Consider the following 15,926-nt stretch of genomic DNA (forward strand, 5'->3'; position numbering starts at 1 on the left):
TCCCACACCTGAGCGCATTGCCCGATCAAGCCTTCTGTTTTTCTACCCATTTGCCGTAGGCATCGATAAATGCTTGCAAGAATGGTTTGGTCTTTTCCGACACCTTGCCCGCCTCATCGAACACACTGCCCGCCCCACCCAGGTAAGCTTCCGGCTGCTGCATGCACCACACATCCAGGAACACCAGTGACTGGCGCAGGTGATGATTGGCGCCGAAACCACCAATGGCACCCGGCGACACACTGATGATCGCACCAGGCTTGCCGCTCCAGGCGCTTTGCCCATATGGACGAGAACCTACGTCGATAGCGTTCTTCAACGCTGCCGGTACGGAGCGGTTGTATTCCGGGGTCACGAACAGCACCGCGTCGGATGAACTCACCTGTTGGCGGAAAGTACTGTAGGCTGCGGGCGGTGTTGCACCGTCGATGTCCTCGTTGTAGAGCGGCAAGTCGCCGATTTCAACAATGTTCAACTTGAGATTGGCAGGCGCCAGCTCGGCCAAGGCCAGGGCGACCTTGCGGTTGATCGACGCTTTTCTCAAGCTGCCCACCAGGACGGCAATCGTGTAGACCTTGCTCATTGAGGTTTCCCGACTTCTGAATAAAGGAGCTTGTAGTTATAAAGGCTTAGCGGCGTGTTCACCAGAGGGTTTCGATGATTACCGGGGCGTTTTCCTTGCAGTAACCTGCGTAGGAAGTGTCTGAAAATATCAGCGAATAGTATTTTTTTCTTATAGGTAAACTACCCCGCTCCCTGACGGTCTACAGAACCGCAAATCGAGCGTTTATCTCCAGAGGTTCTAAACAGATGGCAGCAGTACTAGTCGGACAGTTCCATGCCAGAGACGCGGAAGGCCGCGTATATTCGGTGCATGAGTTCCAGGAATCCAACCCGGCGCAAGGCGACCTGGCTGGCTCGACGCCCACCACCACCTACAAGCTGGCCATTGGCGACCGTGTAGAGAAACTGGAAGGCGATGAATTCAAACTGATCCAGTCGGGGACCATTCTCGTCCGCGAATCGAAAACTACCCTGGCATCATAAGGGTCCCCGTTTGTACACCCGCTCAGTCCTGGCCATCGATGGCGTTGACTGGGCCGGGGCCATCAAGGACTGCGGATCTGCGTCACTTCGATGCCCTGCTCACTTTGTTTGAGCGTCACCACCAGTTGCCCTCTCTCCCCCTCCACCGCGTACATCGAGCGCTTGTAGCCCGACCGGTTGGACGCGGGGTACGCCTCCACTTGCTTGATCAAGGTAACCGCCAACACGGTGCCGACCTGCTCGTTCACTTTTTCCTGGGAACGGATGAACGTTTCAAGTGCAAGGCCTTCGGATGGGTGTTCCGTGGGGTCGTTGAAGAGGTAAGCCGCCACGCATCCCACGGTCACAAGAACCACGAGTTGCTTGGCCGTCACCCCGAAGAACGTCGAGGGTAGAGGCATTTGAGACCAGACCTGTTTTTTGTTGTAAGTACCGGCAAGCCGGCATTGGTCGTTGCTGATCAGACGCACCATTCTAATGAGGTCATGGCCGAGCGCCATAGGCCGGGGCGACCCGCGCAGTCTTTTTTGCGCCTGAGGGCTTGCACCATTGAATACCCATCGCGCTGCACATAGACTCCGGCCATGCGTTTACGTCATATCGAAGTGATTCAGGCCATCTTGCAAACCGGACACCTGGGCACGGCCGCCGAATGGTTGCAACTCTCTGTGGGTGAAGTAGACGCAATCCTGAAGGACGCCGAGTTGCAGCTGGGGTTCATGCTGTTTGCCAGCGTGCGCGGTCGGCTCCAGGCAACACGGGAAACGCTGGAGTTGCAGACGCACATTGCCCAACTGTACGAAGCCTTTGAGCCAGTACAGCGATTGGCCAGCCGTTTGAAACACCATCACGCTCCAACCCTGCGTGCCCTTTGCACCCCGCCCCTGGCCAACCAGCTGTTGCCGCAAAGCATCGCCATGCTGCGCAGACGTTTCCAGGATACGCCGTGCAATCTGTCGAGCCAGCCGACCCGGGAGATCGTCAGGAGCCTGCTGCTGCACGAAGCGGATGTGGGCCTGAGCCTGCATGACCCGGAACATGCGCAAATCCAAAGCACGGTGCTGGCCCAGGGCAAGCTGCAATTGCTCGCGCCCCATGGCTGGCTCAAACCCAGGCAGAAGTACATTGCGCTGCAAGACCTGGCCGGGCAGTCGCTGATCGGACTTGAGGGGCATGACCCGCTCAGCCGCCTGCTGGATGCCAAGCTGCAAGCCCTGCGCCCGCTGCCGGTGGTGCAAACGCGGGTGCAGACGTACCAGATGATGCGCAGCATGGTCGAGGCCGGAGAAGGCTTGGCGATTGTCGACCCCTTTACCGCCTTTGGTGCAAGGGAGGCCGGGCTGGATGTATGCCCGGTGTCGCCCCCCATACTGGTCAGCCTCTATGCACTGACCCTGAAGGACGGTGCGACATCACCAGCCTTGAATGCGCTGCTGGAAATAGTCACCCAGAAAGCCGAAAGCCTGGCTTGCAACGACACCAAACCCTTGTAGAAGCGAGTTCAGACTGCTTCCACCTCGGTCTTGAACAACCGATACCAGAAAATCGCCACCTCGCGTGTTTGTGGATCAATCCCGCGATAACGCAGTTGGTCTATCCCGCCCATCACGTACCCGCAGCGCTCATACAGGCGGCAGGCACCCAGATTATTGTTCTGGGTTTCCAGCATCATGCCCGGTAGGTTTTTCTTGCGCGCCCAGAACTGCGCCACATCCAGCAGCGCCTTGGCCACGCCATGGCGTCGCGCCGGCAACACCACGGCCAACTCATCAACATGCGCAAAACCGTTCCAGTTGGTGCTGACCACAATGTGCCCTACCGCACGGTCATCCAGGTAGGCCATGAAGATCGCACTGTCGGCGGCATCGCGAAAGCTGGCGAACTCTTCCGGGTCGATGCCATAGCATTTGCGATACGGCAGGACGCGCTCAACCGGCCATTGCTCGACGCGCTGGCCCATCTGCGGTATGCCATAGGCGCTGACCTCGAAGCTGAAGTCATTGCCCCATACGTATGCGTCGAAGCCTTCGTCGGCGACGCGCACACTGAGCCCTGGGTACTTCGGGTTCATCACAGCTTGCTGCATAAACATTCTTAACCCTTGATGCAATCGACGGTGTAACGACGGCCACTGCCGTCATCTTCGTGTTGCAGCCCATGAACATCGGCGACAAAACCGGGGAAACTGCTATCGAACGTGCGGGCAAATGCCAGGTAGTCGATGATTGACCGCGTTGATTCAGTAAAGCGCTCGCCGGGCATGATCAATGGAATGCCCGGTGGATAAGGCACCAGCATTACGGCTGCGATGCGTCCTGGCAAGGCATCGATGGATACCGCTTCAACTTCGCCTCTGACCAGTTGGTCGTAGGCATCGGCGGGTTTCATCGCGATCTGCGGCAATACCGTGTACATGCGTTTAAGATGCTTGGCGGTGGCGTTGCTACGGTAACAGCTGTGCAACTGGTCGCAAAGATCGCGCAGGCCCAAGCCCTGATAACGTACCGGCCCCTGGGCGTACACCGAGGGCAAACAACTGGCCAGGCTGACGTTGGCATCGTAACTGCGCTTGAACTCCAGCAACTCGGTGAGCAAGGTGCTCCACTTGCCTTTGGTGATCCCCATGGAAAACAACACGAGGAACGAATAAAGCCCGGTTTTTTCCACCACCAGGCCGCGCTCCCAGAGAAACTTGCTGACCACCGCGGCGGGAATCCCACAATCGCTCAAGGCGCCACCTGCATTGAGGCCAGGCATCACCAGGGTGACTTTGATCGGGTCCAGCAAGACATAATCTTCAGCCACATCGCCAAAGCCGTGCCAATCATCCTGGGGATGCAATAGCCAGTCCGCCGTGGCAACGCGGTCGATACCCGCCACCGACTGTGGCTGCCAGATCGAAAACCACCAATCCTCGGCAGCAATATGCTGGCGCAGATTGGCCAGCGCGCGGCGGAAACTCAGGGCCTCGTCGAACATTTCCTGCAACAGCGAGCGCCCGGCGGGGCCTTCCATCATCGCCGAAGCGACATCCAGCGAAGCGATGATGCTGTATTGCGGTGAAGTCGAGATGTGCATCATGAAGGCTTCGTTGAAACGGTCACGGTCCAGCTGCCGTGCTCCGCCATCCTGCACATGAATCATCGATGCCTGGCTGAATGCGGCCAGCAGTTTGTGGGTGGAGTGGGTGGTAAATACCAGCGGGCTGTCCGGTGTGCGCGAGGTGCCCATGCCATAGCGCCCGGCGAAAAACTCGTGAAATGCCGCATAGGCATACCAGGCTTCATCGAAGTGCAGCACCTCTACGCTATTACCCAATTGCTGCTTGATCAGTTCGGCGTTGTAGCACAGGCCGTCGTAGGTGGAATTGGTCACCACCGCCAGCTTCACCTTGGGTGGCCGGCCATATGCCAACGGGCTGGCGTCGATCTTGGCGCGGATTGACTCGGGGCTGAATTCGCTCAGGGGGATCGGGCCGATGATCCCCAGTTCGTTGCGCTCCGGGCACAGGTACAGCGGGATAGCGCCGGTCATGATGATCGAGTGCAACACCGATTTGTGGCAGTTGCGGTCCACCAACACCAGGTCGTCGCGACCGACCATGGAATGCCAGACGATCTTGTTGGCGGTGGAGGTGCCATTGATGACGAAGAACGTATGGTCGGCGCCAAAGTTGCGCGCGGCGCGGGCCTCGGCTTCGGCCAGGGGCCCGGTATGATCGAGCAGCGAGCCCAGTTCAGGGACAGAAACAGACAAGTCCGAGCGCAGGGTGTTCTCCCCGAAGAACTGGTGAAACGCCTGCCCCACCGGGCTTTTACGATACGCCACGCCACCGCCATGGCCAGGGGTGTGCCAGGAATAATTGGAATCGGCGGTGTGCTGCACCAAGGCCTTGAAGAACGGCGGTAACAGGCCGTCCAGGTAAGTGCGTGCAGAGCGGGCGACCTGGCGCGCCAGGAACGGCACGGTGTCTTCGAACAGATAAAGAATGCCGCGTAGCTGGTTAAGCTCGCTCATCGCATCGGCCGGCGCGTTTTCCAGGGTGACTTGCTCACCCAGGGCAAAGATCGGCAGGTTGGGTGCCCTCACCCGCGCCAGGCGGATCAGCTCGACCATGTTTTGCAGCAGGTGGGTATTTTCCCCGGCCCCTTCTGCTGCGATCAACATGCACGCCAAACCGTGATGGGTGGAAGCCACCAACCGCCCTTCGGCGTAGTCCACCGCAGAAAATATACTGAAGCCCTCTTGTTCCAACTCCCTGGCGATGCCTCGAACCCGGTCACCGGCAACGGTGTCGGCCTTGATGTCACGGTGCACGATAAGAATAGGGAACTTGAGGTCTTTGTACATGAGCGCTCTTACTCCGGAGGGCTTTGCACTCAGGGTAGAAGCTGGAAGCGAATGTGGCGAATGAAGATTTGGCAGCCCATCAAGATCAACTGCACTGCCCCGTGCTTATTGTTGTGTCAATTGAGTCCACAACGCCGGCGCACCCGCCGCCTTGGCAATCGCTTCCAGCCGCGCCACGTGCTCGGCCAGGTCCTGCTCGCTGGCGCGGATGATTGGCGTCGGCTTGCGATCGGCCGGCAGGCGGCGGATTTCCGAAGGGCGATTGCCGGAGCCTTCTGCCGAGCCGCTGCCATCAGAGGCATTACCAGCCAGGGACAGGCTGGTTTGCCCGCCGGTCATGGTCAGGTAAACGTCGGCCAGGATCTCGGAGTCGAGCAAGGCGCCGTGCAGTTCACGGCCGGAGTTATCGACACCATAACGCTTGCACAAGGCATCCAGGCTGTTGCGTTGGCCCGGGTGACGCTCACGGGCCATCATCAAGGTATCGAGGATCGTGCAGTGCTGGGAAATGTCCGCACGGTCCGTCTGCCCCATCAGGGCAAATTCGTTGTTGATGAAGCCGATGTCGAACGCCGCGTTATGGATGATCAACTGGGCGCCGTTGATGAACTCGAAGAACTCATCAGCGACTTCGGCAAAGCGTGGCTTGCCCTTGAGGAATTCGTCGGTGATACCGTGGACGCCGATCGCGCCTTCGTCACTGTCACGGTCCGGTTGCAGGTAAACGTGGAAGTGGCGGCCGGTCAGCCGGCGCCCCATCAGTTCGACGCAACCGATTTCGATGATCCGGTGACCATCGGTCACCGGCATGCCGGTGGTTTCGGTATCGAGTACAACAGATCGGATGGCCATCAGGGTTCAGCTCTCAACGGTGTGGTGTGCAATGTGATGTGGTGAATCAAAGGGCGCGATGTTAACACGTGAGCTGATTCAGCTCTGCTTGTAGCCGCGCACTTCATCCACGCCACGATTGGCCAACTGGTCGGCGCGTTCGTTGCCAGGGTGGCCGATGTGCCCACGCACCCATTTCCAGGTGATGTCGTGACGGTTGCATTGCTCGTCGAGCAACTGCCACAAGTCAGCATTCTTGACCGGCTCCTTGGCCGCCGTCTTCCAACCGCGCTTCTTCCAGTTGACCATCCACTCGTTGATGCCCTTCATCACGTATTGCGAGTCAGTCACCAGCAAGACGTTGCAGCGCCGCTTGAGCTCTTCCAGGCCACGAATAGCGCCCATCAGCTCCATGCGGTTATTGGTGGTATTGGCTTCACCGCCCCACAGTTCCTTCTCCACGCCATTGCACACCAGCAAGGCGCCCCAACCGCCGGGGCCGGGGTTGCCCTTGCAGGCGCCATCGGTGAAGAGTTCTACGCTATCGGTCATCGGTTGTATCCATCAAAACGGGCTGGCGGTAATCGACCGACAGTATCCCGAGGCCGGACAAACCGGCCTGAAATCAAAAAAGGGTTCAGCGTTCGCTTTGCTTGCGGTTGACCTTGGCCATCGGCATCGGCACGAGCTTGCCAATGGGCTGGCGCGCAACCTGACGCACCGGCCGCAACCCGACCACGATCTTGCGCGCTACCAGTAGATAGAAGCCGCCGCCGGATAATTGCCAGGCACCCGCACGGCGTTCCCAGCCCGCCAGGCGGCCCTGCCACTTGGCTGTCGCAAGCGGCGGACGATAGCACCCGAAGCGACGTTTCTCCAGCGCAAAGCCCAGCAGGTTCAGCCAGTCTCCCACCCGCGATGGCGAGATGCAGCGCGCCTGACGCAGGCCATCATGGGCGAATACTCGGCGCAAGCCCCAGCTGCTCCAGGGGTTGATACCGACAATCAGCAAATGGCCACCTGGGCGCACGCTGCTCGCGGCTTCGCGCAGCAACCCATGGGGCGACAGGCAGAAATCCAGGCCATGCTGCAGCACCACCACATCAGCGGCGTGCTCGCTCAAGGGCCAGGCCTGTTCCTCACAGACGATTTCCACCCCCGGCAGCGGCGCGCCCAGGCGAACATTGCGTTGCACCTGGGGCGCCGAAGGCGGCGTCTGGGCCGAGGGGCCGTAATGCACCAGATAGCCGCCAAAGAACCGGCCCAGCTCGTCGTCGAGCATACGCCGCTCTTCGTCCAGCAGAAATTGTCCAATCGGCCCGGACAACCATTCGCGGGCCGCGCTGATCAGGGCCAGCCACTCAGGATCGGCCTGGGCGAACGCTTTATCAGTCATTGCATTCTCCAACTCGCCTAGACGTTCTAAGATGCACCAATGTGTTCAGCTTGGCGAATCGAAGAATGATACAGATCAGTGCCCTACCCGCCTTCACCGACAACTACATCTGGTTGTTACAAGACCCTTCCACCCTGCGCTGCGCCGTGGTCGACCCCGGCGATGCCGCGCCGGTGCTGGCCTGGCTCAAGCAGAACACCGAGTGGACCCTCAGCGACATTCTGGTCACCCACCATCACCATGATCATGTGGGCGGTGTCGAGCAACTGAAAAATATTACCGGCGCCAAGGTCTACGGCCCGGCCAATGAAAAGATTCCGGCGCGGGATGTAGCCCTGCACGACAATGACCGCATCAACGTGCTGGGCTGGGACTTCGACGTGTACGCCGTGCCGGGGCACACGCTGGGGCATATCGCCTTTTACCACCAGGGCGTGTTGTTGTGTGGCGATACGCTGTTCGCTGCCGGTTGCGGCCGCCTGTTCGAGGGCACGCCGGAGCAGATGCATGCCTCCCTGCAGCGCCTGGCTGCCCTGCCTGCCGATACACTTGTGTACTGCGCCCATGAATACACACAAAGCAACCTCAAGTTTGCCCAGGCCGTTGAACCGGACAACATTGATATCGCCGAACGGGTGGAAAATGTTGCCCAACTTCGCGCCCGTGGCGAGATCACGCTGCCTTCGAGCCTGGCGCTGGAAAAACTCACGAATCCCTTTTTGCGCACCGCTGAAACATCCGTTAAACAAAAAGCGGACGAACGGAATGGCCGCGACAACCGCTCTGGGGCCGAGGTGTTTGCTAGCTTGAGGGCTTGGAAAGATAAGTTCTAAGAGGATGCAATCTGATACGTAATTTCTGAATGGTTGACCGGAACCAAAGCGCTTTCTAGAATCGCCCGACATTTTTGCCCGGAACTTACTTCCAGCCAATGTCGTCATCTATTCGTAAATCCATTTCTTCAGACGCATTGACCCGCCTGGCTCAAGCCGTGGCGGTGGCCGTTTCCGCAACTCTGGCGGGCTGCCAATCGACCAATTACGCTGCACAATCCACCGTGCAACCCAAACCCAATCTTGCTGCCAAGATCAAGCAAAAACCTATTTGGCTATCAGAGAAGCCCAGCCCCGAAGTACCCCAGGATGTCTGGGAACGCATGCGTCGGGGCTTTCAATTGCAGGACGGTGTCGGCGTCAACCCACGCATCGAGCAACAGCGTCTGTGGTTCGCCAGCAACCCGTCCTTTCTGGAGAACGCCGGTGAACGCGGCAGCCTCTACATTCATTACATCGTCGAACGCCTTGAAGAACGCAACATGCCTCTGGAGCTGGCCCTGCTGCCAGTGATTGAAAGTGCCTACAACCCGATGGCTTATTCGCGCAGCGATGCGGTCGGCTTGTGGCAGTTCATTCCCTCCACCGGGCGCTACTTCAACCTGCGCCAGACCCGTGCCTACGACGGCCGCCGCGACATTACCGCCTCCACCACCGCCGCCCTGGACTATCTGACACGTCTGCATGACATGTTCAACGGCGACTGGCTGCTGGCATTGGCGGCTTATAACGCCGGCGAAGGTACGGTCAGCCGGGCGATCGAGCGCAACGAAAAGCTCGGCCTGCCTACCGATTACTGGAACCTGCCCCTGCCCCAGGAAACCAAGGACTATGTGCCCAAGTTCCTGGCCCTGTCCCAGGTGGTTCTGGCGCCAGAGGCCTACGGCGTCAACCTGAACCCGATTGCCAACACGCCGTATTTTGAAGTGGTTGAAGTCAAGCAAAGCATGGACCTGTCACGGGTTGCCGCGTTGGCCGAAATCGACGAAGACGAACTGTTCCAGCTCAACCCGGCCCTGAAACAACGCACCACCCTGGACGGCCCCCAGCATTTGCTGGTGCCGACCTCCAAGGCGCAGCTGCTCACCAGCACCCTTTCGACGATGAAGCCGGAAGAATTGCTGAGCATGCGCCCCAAGAAGCCGGTGTTCGACGAAGTCGAGACCAAGTCGGTGGCCGGGCGTACCCGCAGCTACAAGGTGCGCAGTGGCGATAACCTTACCTTGATCGCCAAGGCCAACAAGGTCGACGTGCATGACCTGCAACGCTGGAACAAGCTCAACGGCCAGGCACTCAAGGTCGGCCAGACCCTGGTGATGCAGGACACCCGCAAGGCCGTCGCGAAAAAACCGGTGCAGTACAAGGTCAAGAAAGGCGACTCGTTGTACATGGTCGCCAAGCGCTTCAACGTTGAGATGCAACATCTCAAGCGTTGGAACCCGCGCACCGGCCAGGCGTTAAAGCCAGGGCAGATGCTGGTGGTTTCCGGGCCAAGATAAAGCCCTCAAGAACACCGGAGGCTAATGTGGGAGGGGGCTTGCTCCCGATAGCAGTGGGTCAGTCAGCCTATGTATTGGCTGACATGCCGCTATCGGGAGCAAGCCCCCTCCCACATTGGATCGCCATCGCCCTAACTGGCTTTTTCCAACCGGAACAAGCTGTTACTGTACCGATCATAAAGCCCAAGCCGCCTGGATCGGATCTCTGACTTGAAGCGTCCTCTCCTTCTACTAACAAGTCTGGCCTTGAGCTTTGCTGCGAACGCGACGATTACCGAGAGCCACGGTTACGCGCAGTTCGGCTCACTCAAGTACCCGGCCAAATTCACCCATTACGATTGGGTAAACCCTGCAGCGCCCAAAGGCGGCACGCTGCGGGTTATGGCCTTTGGCACGTTCGACACGCTCAACCCCTATACCTTCAAGGGCACCAGCCCGGTTTCCACCGGCAATTTCCTGCAATACGGCGTCAATGAGCTGAACGAACCCTTGATGGTCGGCACCGGCCAGTACGCGCCGTCGGGCGACGAGCCCACTTCCAGCTATGGCCTGATTGCCCAGTCGGTGGAATACAGCGAGGACCGCAGTTGGGTGGTGTTCAACCTGCGCCCCGAAGCGCGCTTTCACGACGGCAAGCCGATCACCGCCGCAGACGTGGCGTTTTCCTATCGCACGCTGTTGACCGAAGGCCATCCGCAATACCGTACGAGCCTGCAGGAAGTGGCCCGGGTCGATATTCTCAACCGCCACCGCATCCGTTTTGTATTCAAGCGTGCGGGCAACCCGTTGCTGATCCTGCGCCTGGGCGAATTGCCGGTGCTGCCCCTGCACTACTGGAAGAACCGCGATTTCAAGGCCACCACCTTCGAGCCGCCGCTGGGCAGCGGGCCATACCGCATCACCAAGGTCGCCCCGGGCCGACAGTTGGTATTCGAGCGGGTCAAGGATTACTGGGGCAAGGACCTGCCGGTCAACCGAGGCTTCTACAACTACGACAAGGTCGAGGTGGAGTTCTATCGCGACAGCGACGTGGCTTTTGAAGCCTTCAAGGCTGGTGAATTCGACATTTATATCGAGCATCAGGCCAAGAACTGGGCCACGGGCTACAACTTCCCGGCGGTCAATCGTGGCGATGTGATCAAGGCGCAGATTGCCCACCAGATCCCCACCCAGAGCCAGGGCCTGTTCATGAATACCCGGCGGCCCGCCTTCAGCCAGGCCAAGGTCCGCGAAGCCCTGGGGTTGATGTTCGACTTCGAGTGGACCAACCGCACCCTGTTCAGCAGCGCCTACAAGCGTTCGGTGAGCTATTACCCCAACAGCGAATTCTCGGCCACCGGCCTGCCCGTGGGCCATGAGTGGCTGATGCTCTCGCCCTATCGCGACCAACTGCCGGCCGCACTGTTTACCCAGCCGTTCAGCCTGCCGCAGACCGACGGTCGCGGTATCCCCCGCGACACGCTGCGTCGCGCCCTGGCACTGCTCGGCGAAGCCGGCTGGAAACTGTCGGGCCAACGCCTGCTCAACAAGGATGGGCAACCGCTACGCCTGGAGATCCTGTTGGTCAACCCGAACCTTGAGCGCATCCTGCAACCTTATGTCGAAAATCTGACCCGCATCGGCATCGACGCCCGGTTGCGCACCGTCGACCGGGCACAGTACAAACAGCGCCTCGATCAATTCGATTTCGACATGATTCTGATGACTCTCAACCAGACCCTAAGCCCGGGTCTGGAGCAGTGGCAGTACTTTCACTCCAGCCAGGCCACGATCAAAGGCAGCAAGAACTACGCCGGCATCGCCAACCCGGTGGTCGACCATCTGTTGGATCAACTGCTGGCGGCGCAGACCCGAGAAGAACAACTGGCGGCCGGCCGCGCCCTGGACCGCGTGCTGCTGTGGCAGCACTACAGCATTCCCAACTGGTACCTCAACTATCATCGCCTGGCGTACCGCAACCGGTTCGCCTTCGTTACCACACCGCCCTATAGCCTGGGCCTGAGTGCGTGGTGGCTGAAAGCTTCGGAGAAAGCCCAATGATGTCTTTGCGTACTACCCTGCTCGCCAGCCTGTTGCTGTGCACCTCGGCCCAAGCCGCCCCGCAACACGCGCTGACCCTCTACAACGAGCCCCCCAAGTACCCCGCCGACTTCAAGCATTTCGACTACGTCAACCCCGACGCCCCCAAAGGCGGCACCTTCCGCGAATCGGCCATGGGCGGCTTCGACAGCCTCAACCCCTACATCAGCAAGGGCGTGCCGGCGGATAACCTGCCGTTGATCTACGACACCCTGGCCATGCAAAGCCTGGACGAGCCCATTACCGAATACGGGCTGGTGGCGGGCAAGATCGAAAAAGCCCCGGACAACAGTTGGGTGCGTTTCTACCTGCGCCCCGAAGCGCGCTTCCACGATGGACATCCGATGCGCGCCGAGGACGTGGTGTTTACCTTCCAGACCCTGATCAAGGACGGTAACCCGCTTTACCGCAACTACTACGCCGATGTCGACGAAGTCGTGGCCGAAGACCCGTTGCGTGTGCTGTTCAAGTTCAAGCGCACCAACAACCGCGAATTGCCGCTGATACTCGGGCAGTTGCCAGTGCTGCCCAAGCACTGGTGGGCGAGCCGCGACTTTTCCAAGGGCAACCTGGAAGCGCCCCTGGGCAGCGGGCCTTACCAGGTGGCGGAGGTCAAGCCCGGACGCATGATTCGCTACGAGCGGGTCAAGGACTACTGGGCCAAGGACCTGCCGGTCAACAAGGGCTTCTACAATTTCGACACCCGCATCACTGATTACTACCGTGACAGCACCGTGTCCCTGGAAGCCTTGAAGGCCGGGCAATTCGATTACTGGCTGGAGTTCAGCGCAAAGAACTGGGCCAACGCCTACAACATTCCAGCGATGACCCAGGGCCGACTGATCAAGGAAGAAATCCCCAACGGCAACCCCACCGGCATGCAGGGCTTTGTGTTCAATATGCGCAAGCCGATGTTTCAGGATGTGCGGGTGCGCAAGGCGATCAGCCTGCTACTGGATTTCGAATGGAGCAACAAGCAGCTGTTCAACGGCGCGTACACCCGAACCCGCAGCTATTTCGAAAACTCGGAAATGGCCGCCACCGGTTTACCTGGCCCGGATGAACTGGCGATCCTTGAGCCTTTGCGCGACAAGATCCCGCCCGAAGTCTTCACTCAGGCCTTCGAACCTTCCAAAACCGATGGCAGCGGCATGATCCGCACCCAGCAGCGCGAGGCTTACCAGCTGTTGCAAGCTGCCGGCTGGAAGATTGTCGATGACAAGATGGTCGACAGCACCGGCAAACCGGTGACTATTGAATTCCTGCTGGCCCAGACCGAATTCGAACGCATCCTGCTGCCGTTCAAGCGCAACCTGGCCGACCTGGGCATCGACCTGGTGATTCGCCGAGTGGATGTCTCGCAGTTCGTCAACCGCCTGCGCTCACGGGATTTCGACATGCTGGTGGGCAGCTTCCCACAGTCCACCTCGCCCGGTAACGAGCAGCGCGAATTCTGGAAGTCGTCCAGCGCCGACAAACCCGGCAGCCGTAACTACATGGGCCTCAAGGATCCGGCCGTTGACCAACTGGTCGAAGAGCTGATCGATGCCGGCTCGCGCCAAAGCCTGATTGCCCACGCCAGGGCGCTCGACCGCGTACTCCAGTTTGGTTACTACGTGGTGCCCAACTGGCACATCAAGACCTTCCGCGTGGCGTACTGGGACCACTTGGGTCATCCCAAGGTCTCGCCACGCTACGACGTGGGCACGGCCACCTGGTGGGCCAAACCCGATGTCAAACCGGCGGTCTCCCTGGACACCACACAAAACGCCGATGCGGCGAGCGGAGGCGATTGAATGCTGGCCTATATTGTTCGCCGCCTGTTGCTGATCATTCCCACGCTGTTCGGGATTTTGCTGATCAATTTCGTCATCATCCAGGCCGCCCCCGGCGGGCCGGTGGAGCAGATGATCGCCAAGCTGGAAGGCTTCGACGGCGCCACCAGCCGTATTGCCGGGGGCGGGGCCGAAGTTGCGGTGGCCGGCTCCAGCTACCGTGGCGCCCAGGGCCTGGACCCGGCGCTGATCAAGGAAATCGAAAAGATGTACGGCTTCGACAAGTCGGCGCCGGAACGCTTGTGGATCATGGTCAAGAACTACGCCCGGCTGGATTTTGGCGACAGTTTTTTTCGTGACGCCAAGGTCATCGACCTGATCAAGGAAAAGATGCCGGTGTCCATCTCTCTCGGGTTATGGAGCACCCTGATCATGTACCTGGTGTCGATTCCGCTGGGGATCGCCAAGGCCACGCGACACGGCAGCCACTTCGATGTGTGGACCAGCTCGGCCATCATCGTGGGTTATGCGATTCCGGCGTTCCTGTTTGCGATCTTGCTGATCGTGGTGTTTGCCGGCGGCAGTTATTTCGACTGGTTCCCCTTGCGCGGGCTGACCTCCAACAACTTCGACGAGTTGAGCGTTGGCGGCAAGATCCTCGATTACTTCTGGCACTTGGCCTTGCCCGTCACCGCACTGGTGATCGGCAACTTCGCGACCATGACCCTGCTGACCAAGAACAGCTTTCTCGACGAGATCAACAAGCAATACGTGGTCACTGCCAAGGCCAAAGGGCTGACCAACCACCGCGTGCTCTACGGCCACGTGTTCCGTAATGCGATGCTGCTGGTGATCGCCGGCTTCCCCTCGGCGTTCATCGGCATCTTCTTTACCGGCTCGCTGCTGGTGGAGGTGATCTTCTCCCTCGACGGCCTGGGCCTGATGAGCTTTGAAGCGGCAATCAACCGCGACTATCCGGTGGTATTCGGCACGCTGTTTATCTTCACCCTGCTGGGGCTGGTCGTGAAACTGATCGGTGACCTCACCTATACCCTGGTCGATCCGCGTATCGACTTCGCCAGCCGGGAGCATTGAGATGAACCTGTCCCCCCTCAATCGCCGCCGGTTCGAGCGGTTCAAGGCCAACAAACGTGGCTGGTGGTCGCTGTGGCTGTTCCTGATCCTGTTCGGGCTGAGCCTGGGCGCCGAGCTGATCGCCAACGACAAACCCCTGGCCGTACATTACGACGGCGACTGGTATTTCCCGGCGCTCAAGCGCTACCCCGAGACCACCTTCGGCGGCGAATTCCCCCTGGAAGCCAACTACAAGAGCCCGTATATCCAGGAGCTGCTCAAGGCCAAGGATGCCTGGACCTTGTGGGCACCGATCCCGTTCAGCTACCAGAGCATCAACTACGACCTGAAGGTCCCCGCCCCTGCCCCCCCTTCAAGCGTCAACCTGCTGGGTACCGATGACCAGGGGCGTGACGTGCTGGCGCGGGTGATCTACGGCTTTCGCGTATCGGTGCTGTTTGCTCTGACCCTGACCGTGCTCAGCTCGATCATCGGCGTGATTGCCGGCGCGTTGCAGGGGTTCTATGGCGGCTGGGTCGACCTGGCCGGGCAGCGCTTTCTGGAGATCTGGTCGGGGCTGCCGGTGCTCTACCTGCTGATCATCCTCGCCAGCTTCGTGCAACCCAACTTCTGGTGGCTGCTGGGGATCATGCTGCTGTTTTCCTGGATGAGCCTGGTGGATGTGGTGCGCGCCGAGTTCCTGCGCGGGCGCAACCTTGAGTACGTGCGCGCAGCACGGGCGCTGGGCATGCAGAACGGCGCGATCATGTTCCGCCATATCCTGCCCAATGCGATGGTCTCGACCATGACCTTTTTGCCATTCATCCTTACCGGCGCCATCGGCACCCTCACCGCCCTGGATTTCCTTGGCTTCGGCCTGCCGGCGGGTTCGCCGTCGCTGGGTGAACTGGTGGCTCAGGGTAAATCCAACCTGCAAGCGCCGTGGCTGGGCATGAGTGCCTTTGCCGTACTGGCGATCATGTTGAGCCTGCTGGTGTTTATCGGCGAGTCCGCTCGCGATGCGTTCGACCCGAGGAAATGA

General features: G+C 59.7%; 15 protein-coding genes. 8 read left to right on the forward strand and 7 right to left on the reverse strand.

The annotated features are described in order from the left end of the window. Positions 1–25: 25 nt before the first annotated feature. Positions 26–583, reverse strand: coding sequence for an NAD(P)H-dependent oxidoreductase (locus E4O98_RS23590; protein ID WP_005788734.1), 558 nt, complete (start codon positions 581–583; stop codon positions 26–28). Between the two features lie 227 nt (positions 584–810). Between E4O98_RS23590 and E4O98_RS23595 the strand changes: the two genes are divergently transcribed. Then, on the forward strand, positions 811–1,047 hold the full coding sequence (locus tag E4O98_RS23595) for a hypothetical protein (protein WP_032875971.1): 237 nt from the start codon (positions 811–813) through the stop codon (positions 1,045–1,047). Between the two features lie 62 nt (positions 1,048–1,109). Here E4O98_RS23595 and E4O98_RS23600 read toward each other — a convergent pair whose 3' ends face one another. Beyond that, positions 1,110–1,448 carry a hypothetical protein gene (locus E4O98_RS23600; protein WP_032880976.1) on the reverse strand — a complete coding sequence of 113 codons (339 nt, stop codon included), beginning with the start codon at positions 1,446–1,448 and terminating at the stop codon, positions 1,110–1,112. A 183-nt stretch (positions 1,449–1,631) separates the two neighbouring features. Between E4O98_RS23600 and E4O98_RS23605 the strand changes: the two genes are divergently transcribed. Further along, positions 1,632–2,540 (forward strand): LysR substrate-binding domain-containing protein, encoded by a 909-nt coding sequence (locus tag E4O98_RS23605; RefSeq protein ID WP_078821516.1) that lies wholly within the window; start codon positions 1,632–1,634, stop codon positions 2,538–2,540. Positions 2,541–2,548: 8 nt separating this feature from the next. On the opposite strand, the gene E4O98_RS23610 is transcribed toward E4O98_RS23605, so the two are convergent. From E4O98_RS23610 to E4O98_RS23630, 5 genes are all read right to left on the reverse strand, one after another. Next, a complete protein-coding gene (locus E4O98_RS23610) occupies positions 2,549–3,118 on the reverse strand; it encodes a GNAT family N-acetyltransferase (RefSeq protein ID WP_078821556.1) in 570 nt (189 codons plus the stop codon). Positions 3,119–3,141: 23 nt separating this feature from the next. After that, positions 3,142–5,397, reverse strand: coding sequence for an Orn/Lys/Arg decarboxylase N-terminal domain-containing protein (locus E4O98_RS23615; protein WP_005788744.1), 2,256 nt, complete (start codon positions 5,395–5,397; stop codon positions 3,142–3,144). Positions 5,398–5,502: 105 nt separating this feature from the next. Next, positions 5,503–6,243 carry a DNA polymerase III subunit epsilon gene (gene dnaQ, locus E4O98_RS23620; RefSeq protein ID WP_164699548.1) on the reverse strand — a complete coding sequence of 247 codons (741 nt, stop codon included), beginning with the start codon at positions 6,241–6,243 and terminating at the stop codon, positions 5,503–5,505. Between the two features lie 84 nt (positions 6,244–6,327). After that, positions 6,328–6,780 (reverse strand): ribonuclease HI, encoded by a 453-nt coding sequence (gene rnhA / locus E4O98_RS23625; RefSeq protein WP_248136384.1) that lies wholly within the window; start codon positions 6,778–6,780, stop codon positions 6,328–6,330. An 85-nt stretch (positions 6,781–6,865) separates the two neighbouring features. Continuing rightward, positions 6,866–7,624, reverse strand: a complete 759-nt coding sequence (locus E4O98_RS23630) for a methyltransferase domain-containing protein (protein WP_248136386.1) — start codon at positions 7,622–7,624, stop codon at positions 6,866–6,868. A gap of 65 nt (positions 7,625–7,689) precedes the next feature. Here E4O98_RS23630 and gloB point away from each other — a divergent pair, with 65 nt between their 5' ends. The 6 genes from gloB (at position 7,690) to E4O98_RS23660 (ending at position 15,926) form a co-directional block, all read left to right on the forward strand. Further along, on the forward strand, positions 7,690–8,457 hold the full coding sequence (gloB, locus tag E4O98_RS23635) for a hydroxyacylglutathione hydrolase (protein WP_248136389.1): 768 nt from the start codon (positions 7,690–7,692) through the stop codon (positions 8,455–8,457). 98 nt (positions 8,458–8,555) lie between these two features. After that, positions 8,556–9,956: a transglycosylase SLT domain-containing protein gene (locus tag E4O98_RS23640; RefSeq protein WP_005788751.1), complete on the forward strand. Its 1,401-nt coding sequence runs from the start codon at positions 8,556–8,558 to the stop codon at positions 9,954–9,956. 210 nt (positions 9,957–10,166) lie between these two features. Then, positions 10,167–11,996, forward strand: a complete 1,830-nt coding sequence (locus tag E4O98_RS23645) for an extracellular solute-binding protein (RefSeq protein WP_148853705.1) — start codon at positions 10,167–10,169, stop codon at positions 11,994–11,996. Further along, the gene (locus E4O98_RS23650; RefSeq protein WP_248136391.1) at positions 11,993–13,831 is read left to right on the forward strand and encodes an extracellular solute-binding protein; all 1,839 of its coding nucleotides are present in this window, start codon (positions 11,993–11,995) and stop codon (positions 13,829–13,831) included. Before E4O98_RS23645 ends, E4O98_RS23650 begins: the two co-directional genes overlap by 4 nt. Further along, the gene (locus E4O98_RS23655; RefSeq protein ID WP_005788756.1) at positions 13,832–14,905 is read left to right on the forward strand and encodes a microcin C ABC transporter permease YejB; all 1,074 of its coding nucleotides are present in this window, start codon (positions 13,832–13,834) and stop codon (positions 14,903–14,905) included. Between the two features lies 1 nt (position 14,906). Then, positions 14,907–15,926 carry an ABC transporter permease gene (locus E4O98_RS23660; protein WP_005788757.1) on the forward strand — a complete coding sequence of 340 codons (1,020 nt, stop codon included), beginning with the start codon at positions 14,907–14,909 and terminating at the stop codon, positions 15,924–15,926.

It is taken from the genome of Pseudomonas sp. W2Jun17, from assembly GCF_023127795.1.
GTDB lineage: Bacteria > Pseudomonadota > Gammaproteobacteria > Pseudomonadales > Pseudomonadaceae > Aquipseudomonas > Aquipseudomonas synxantha_A.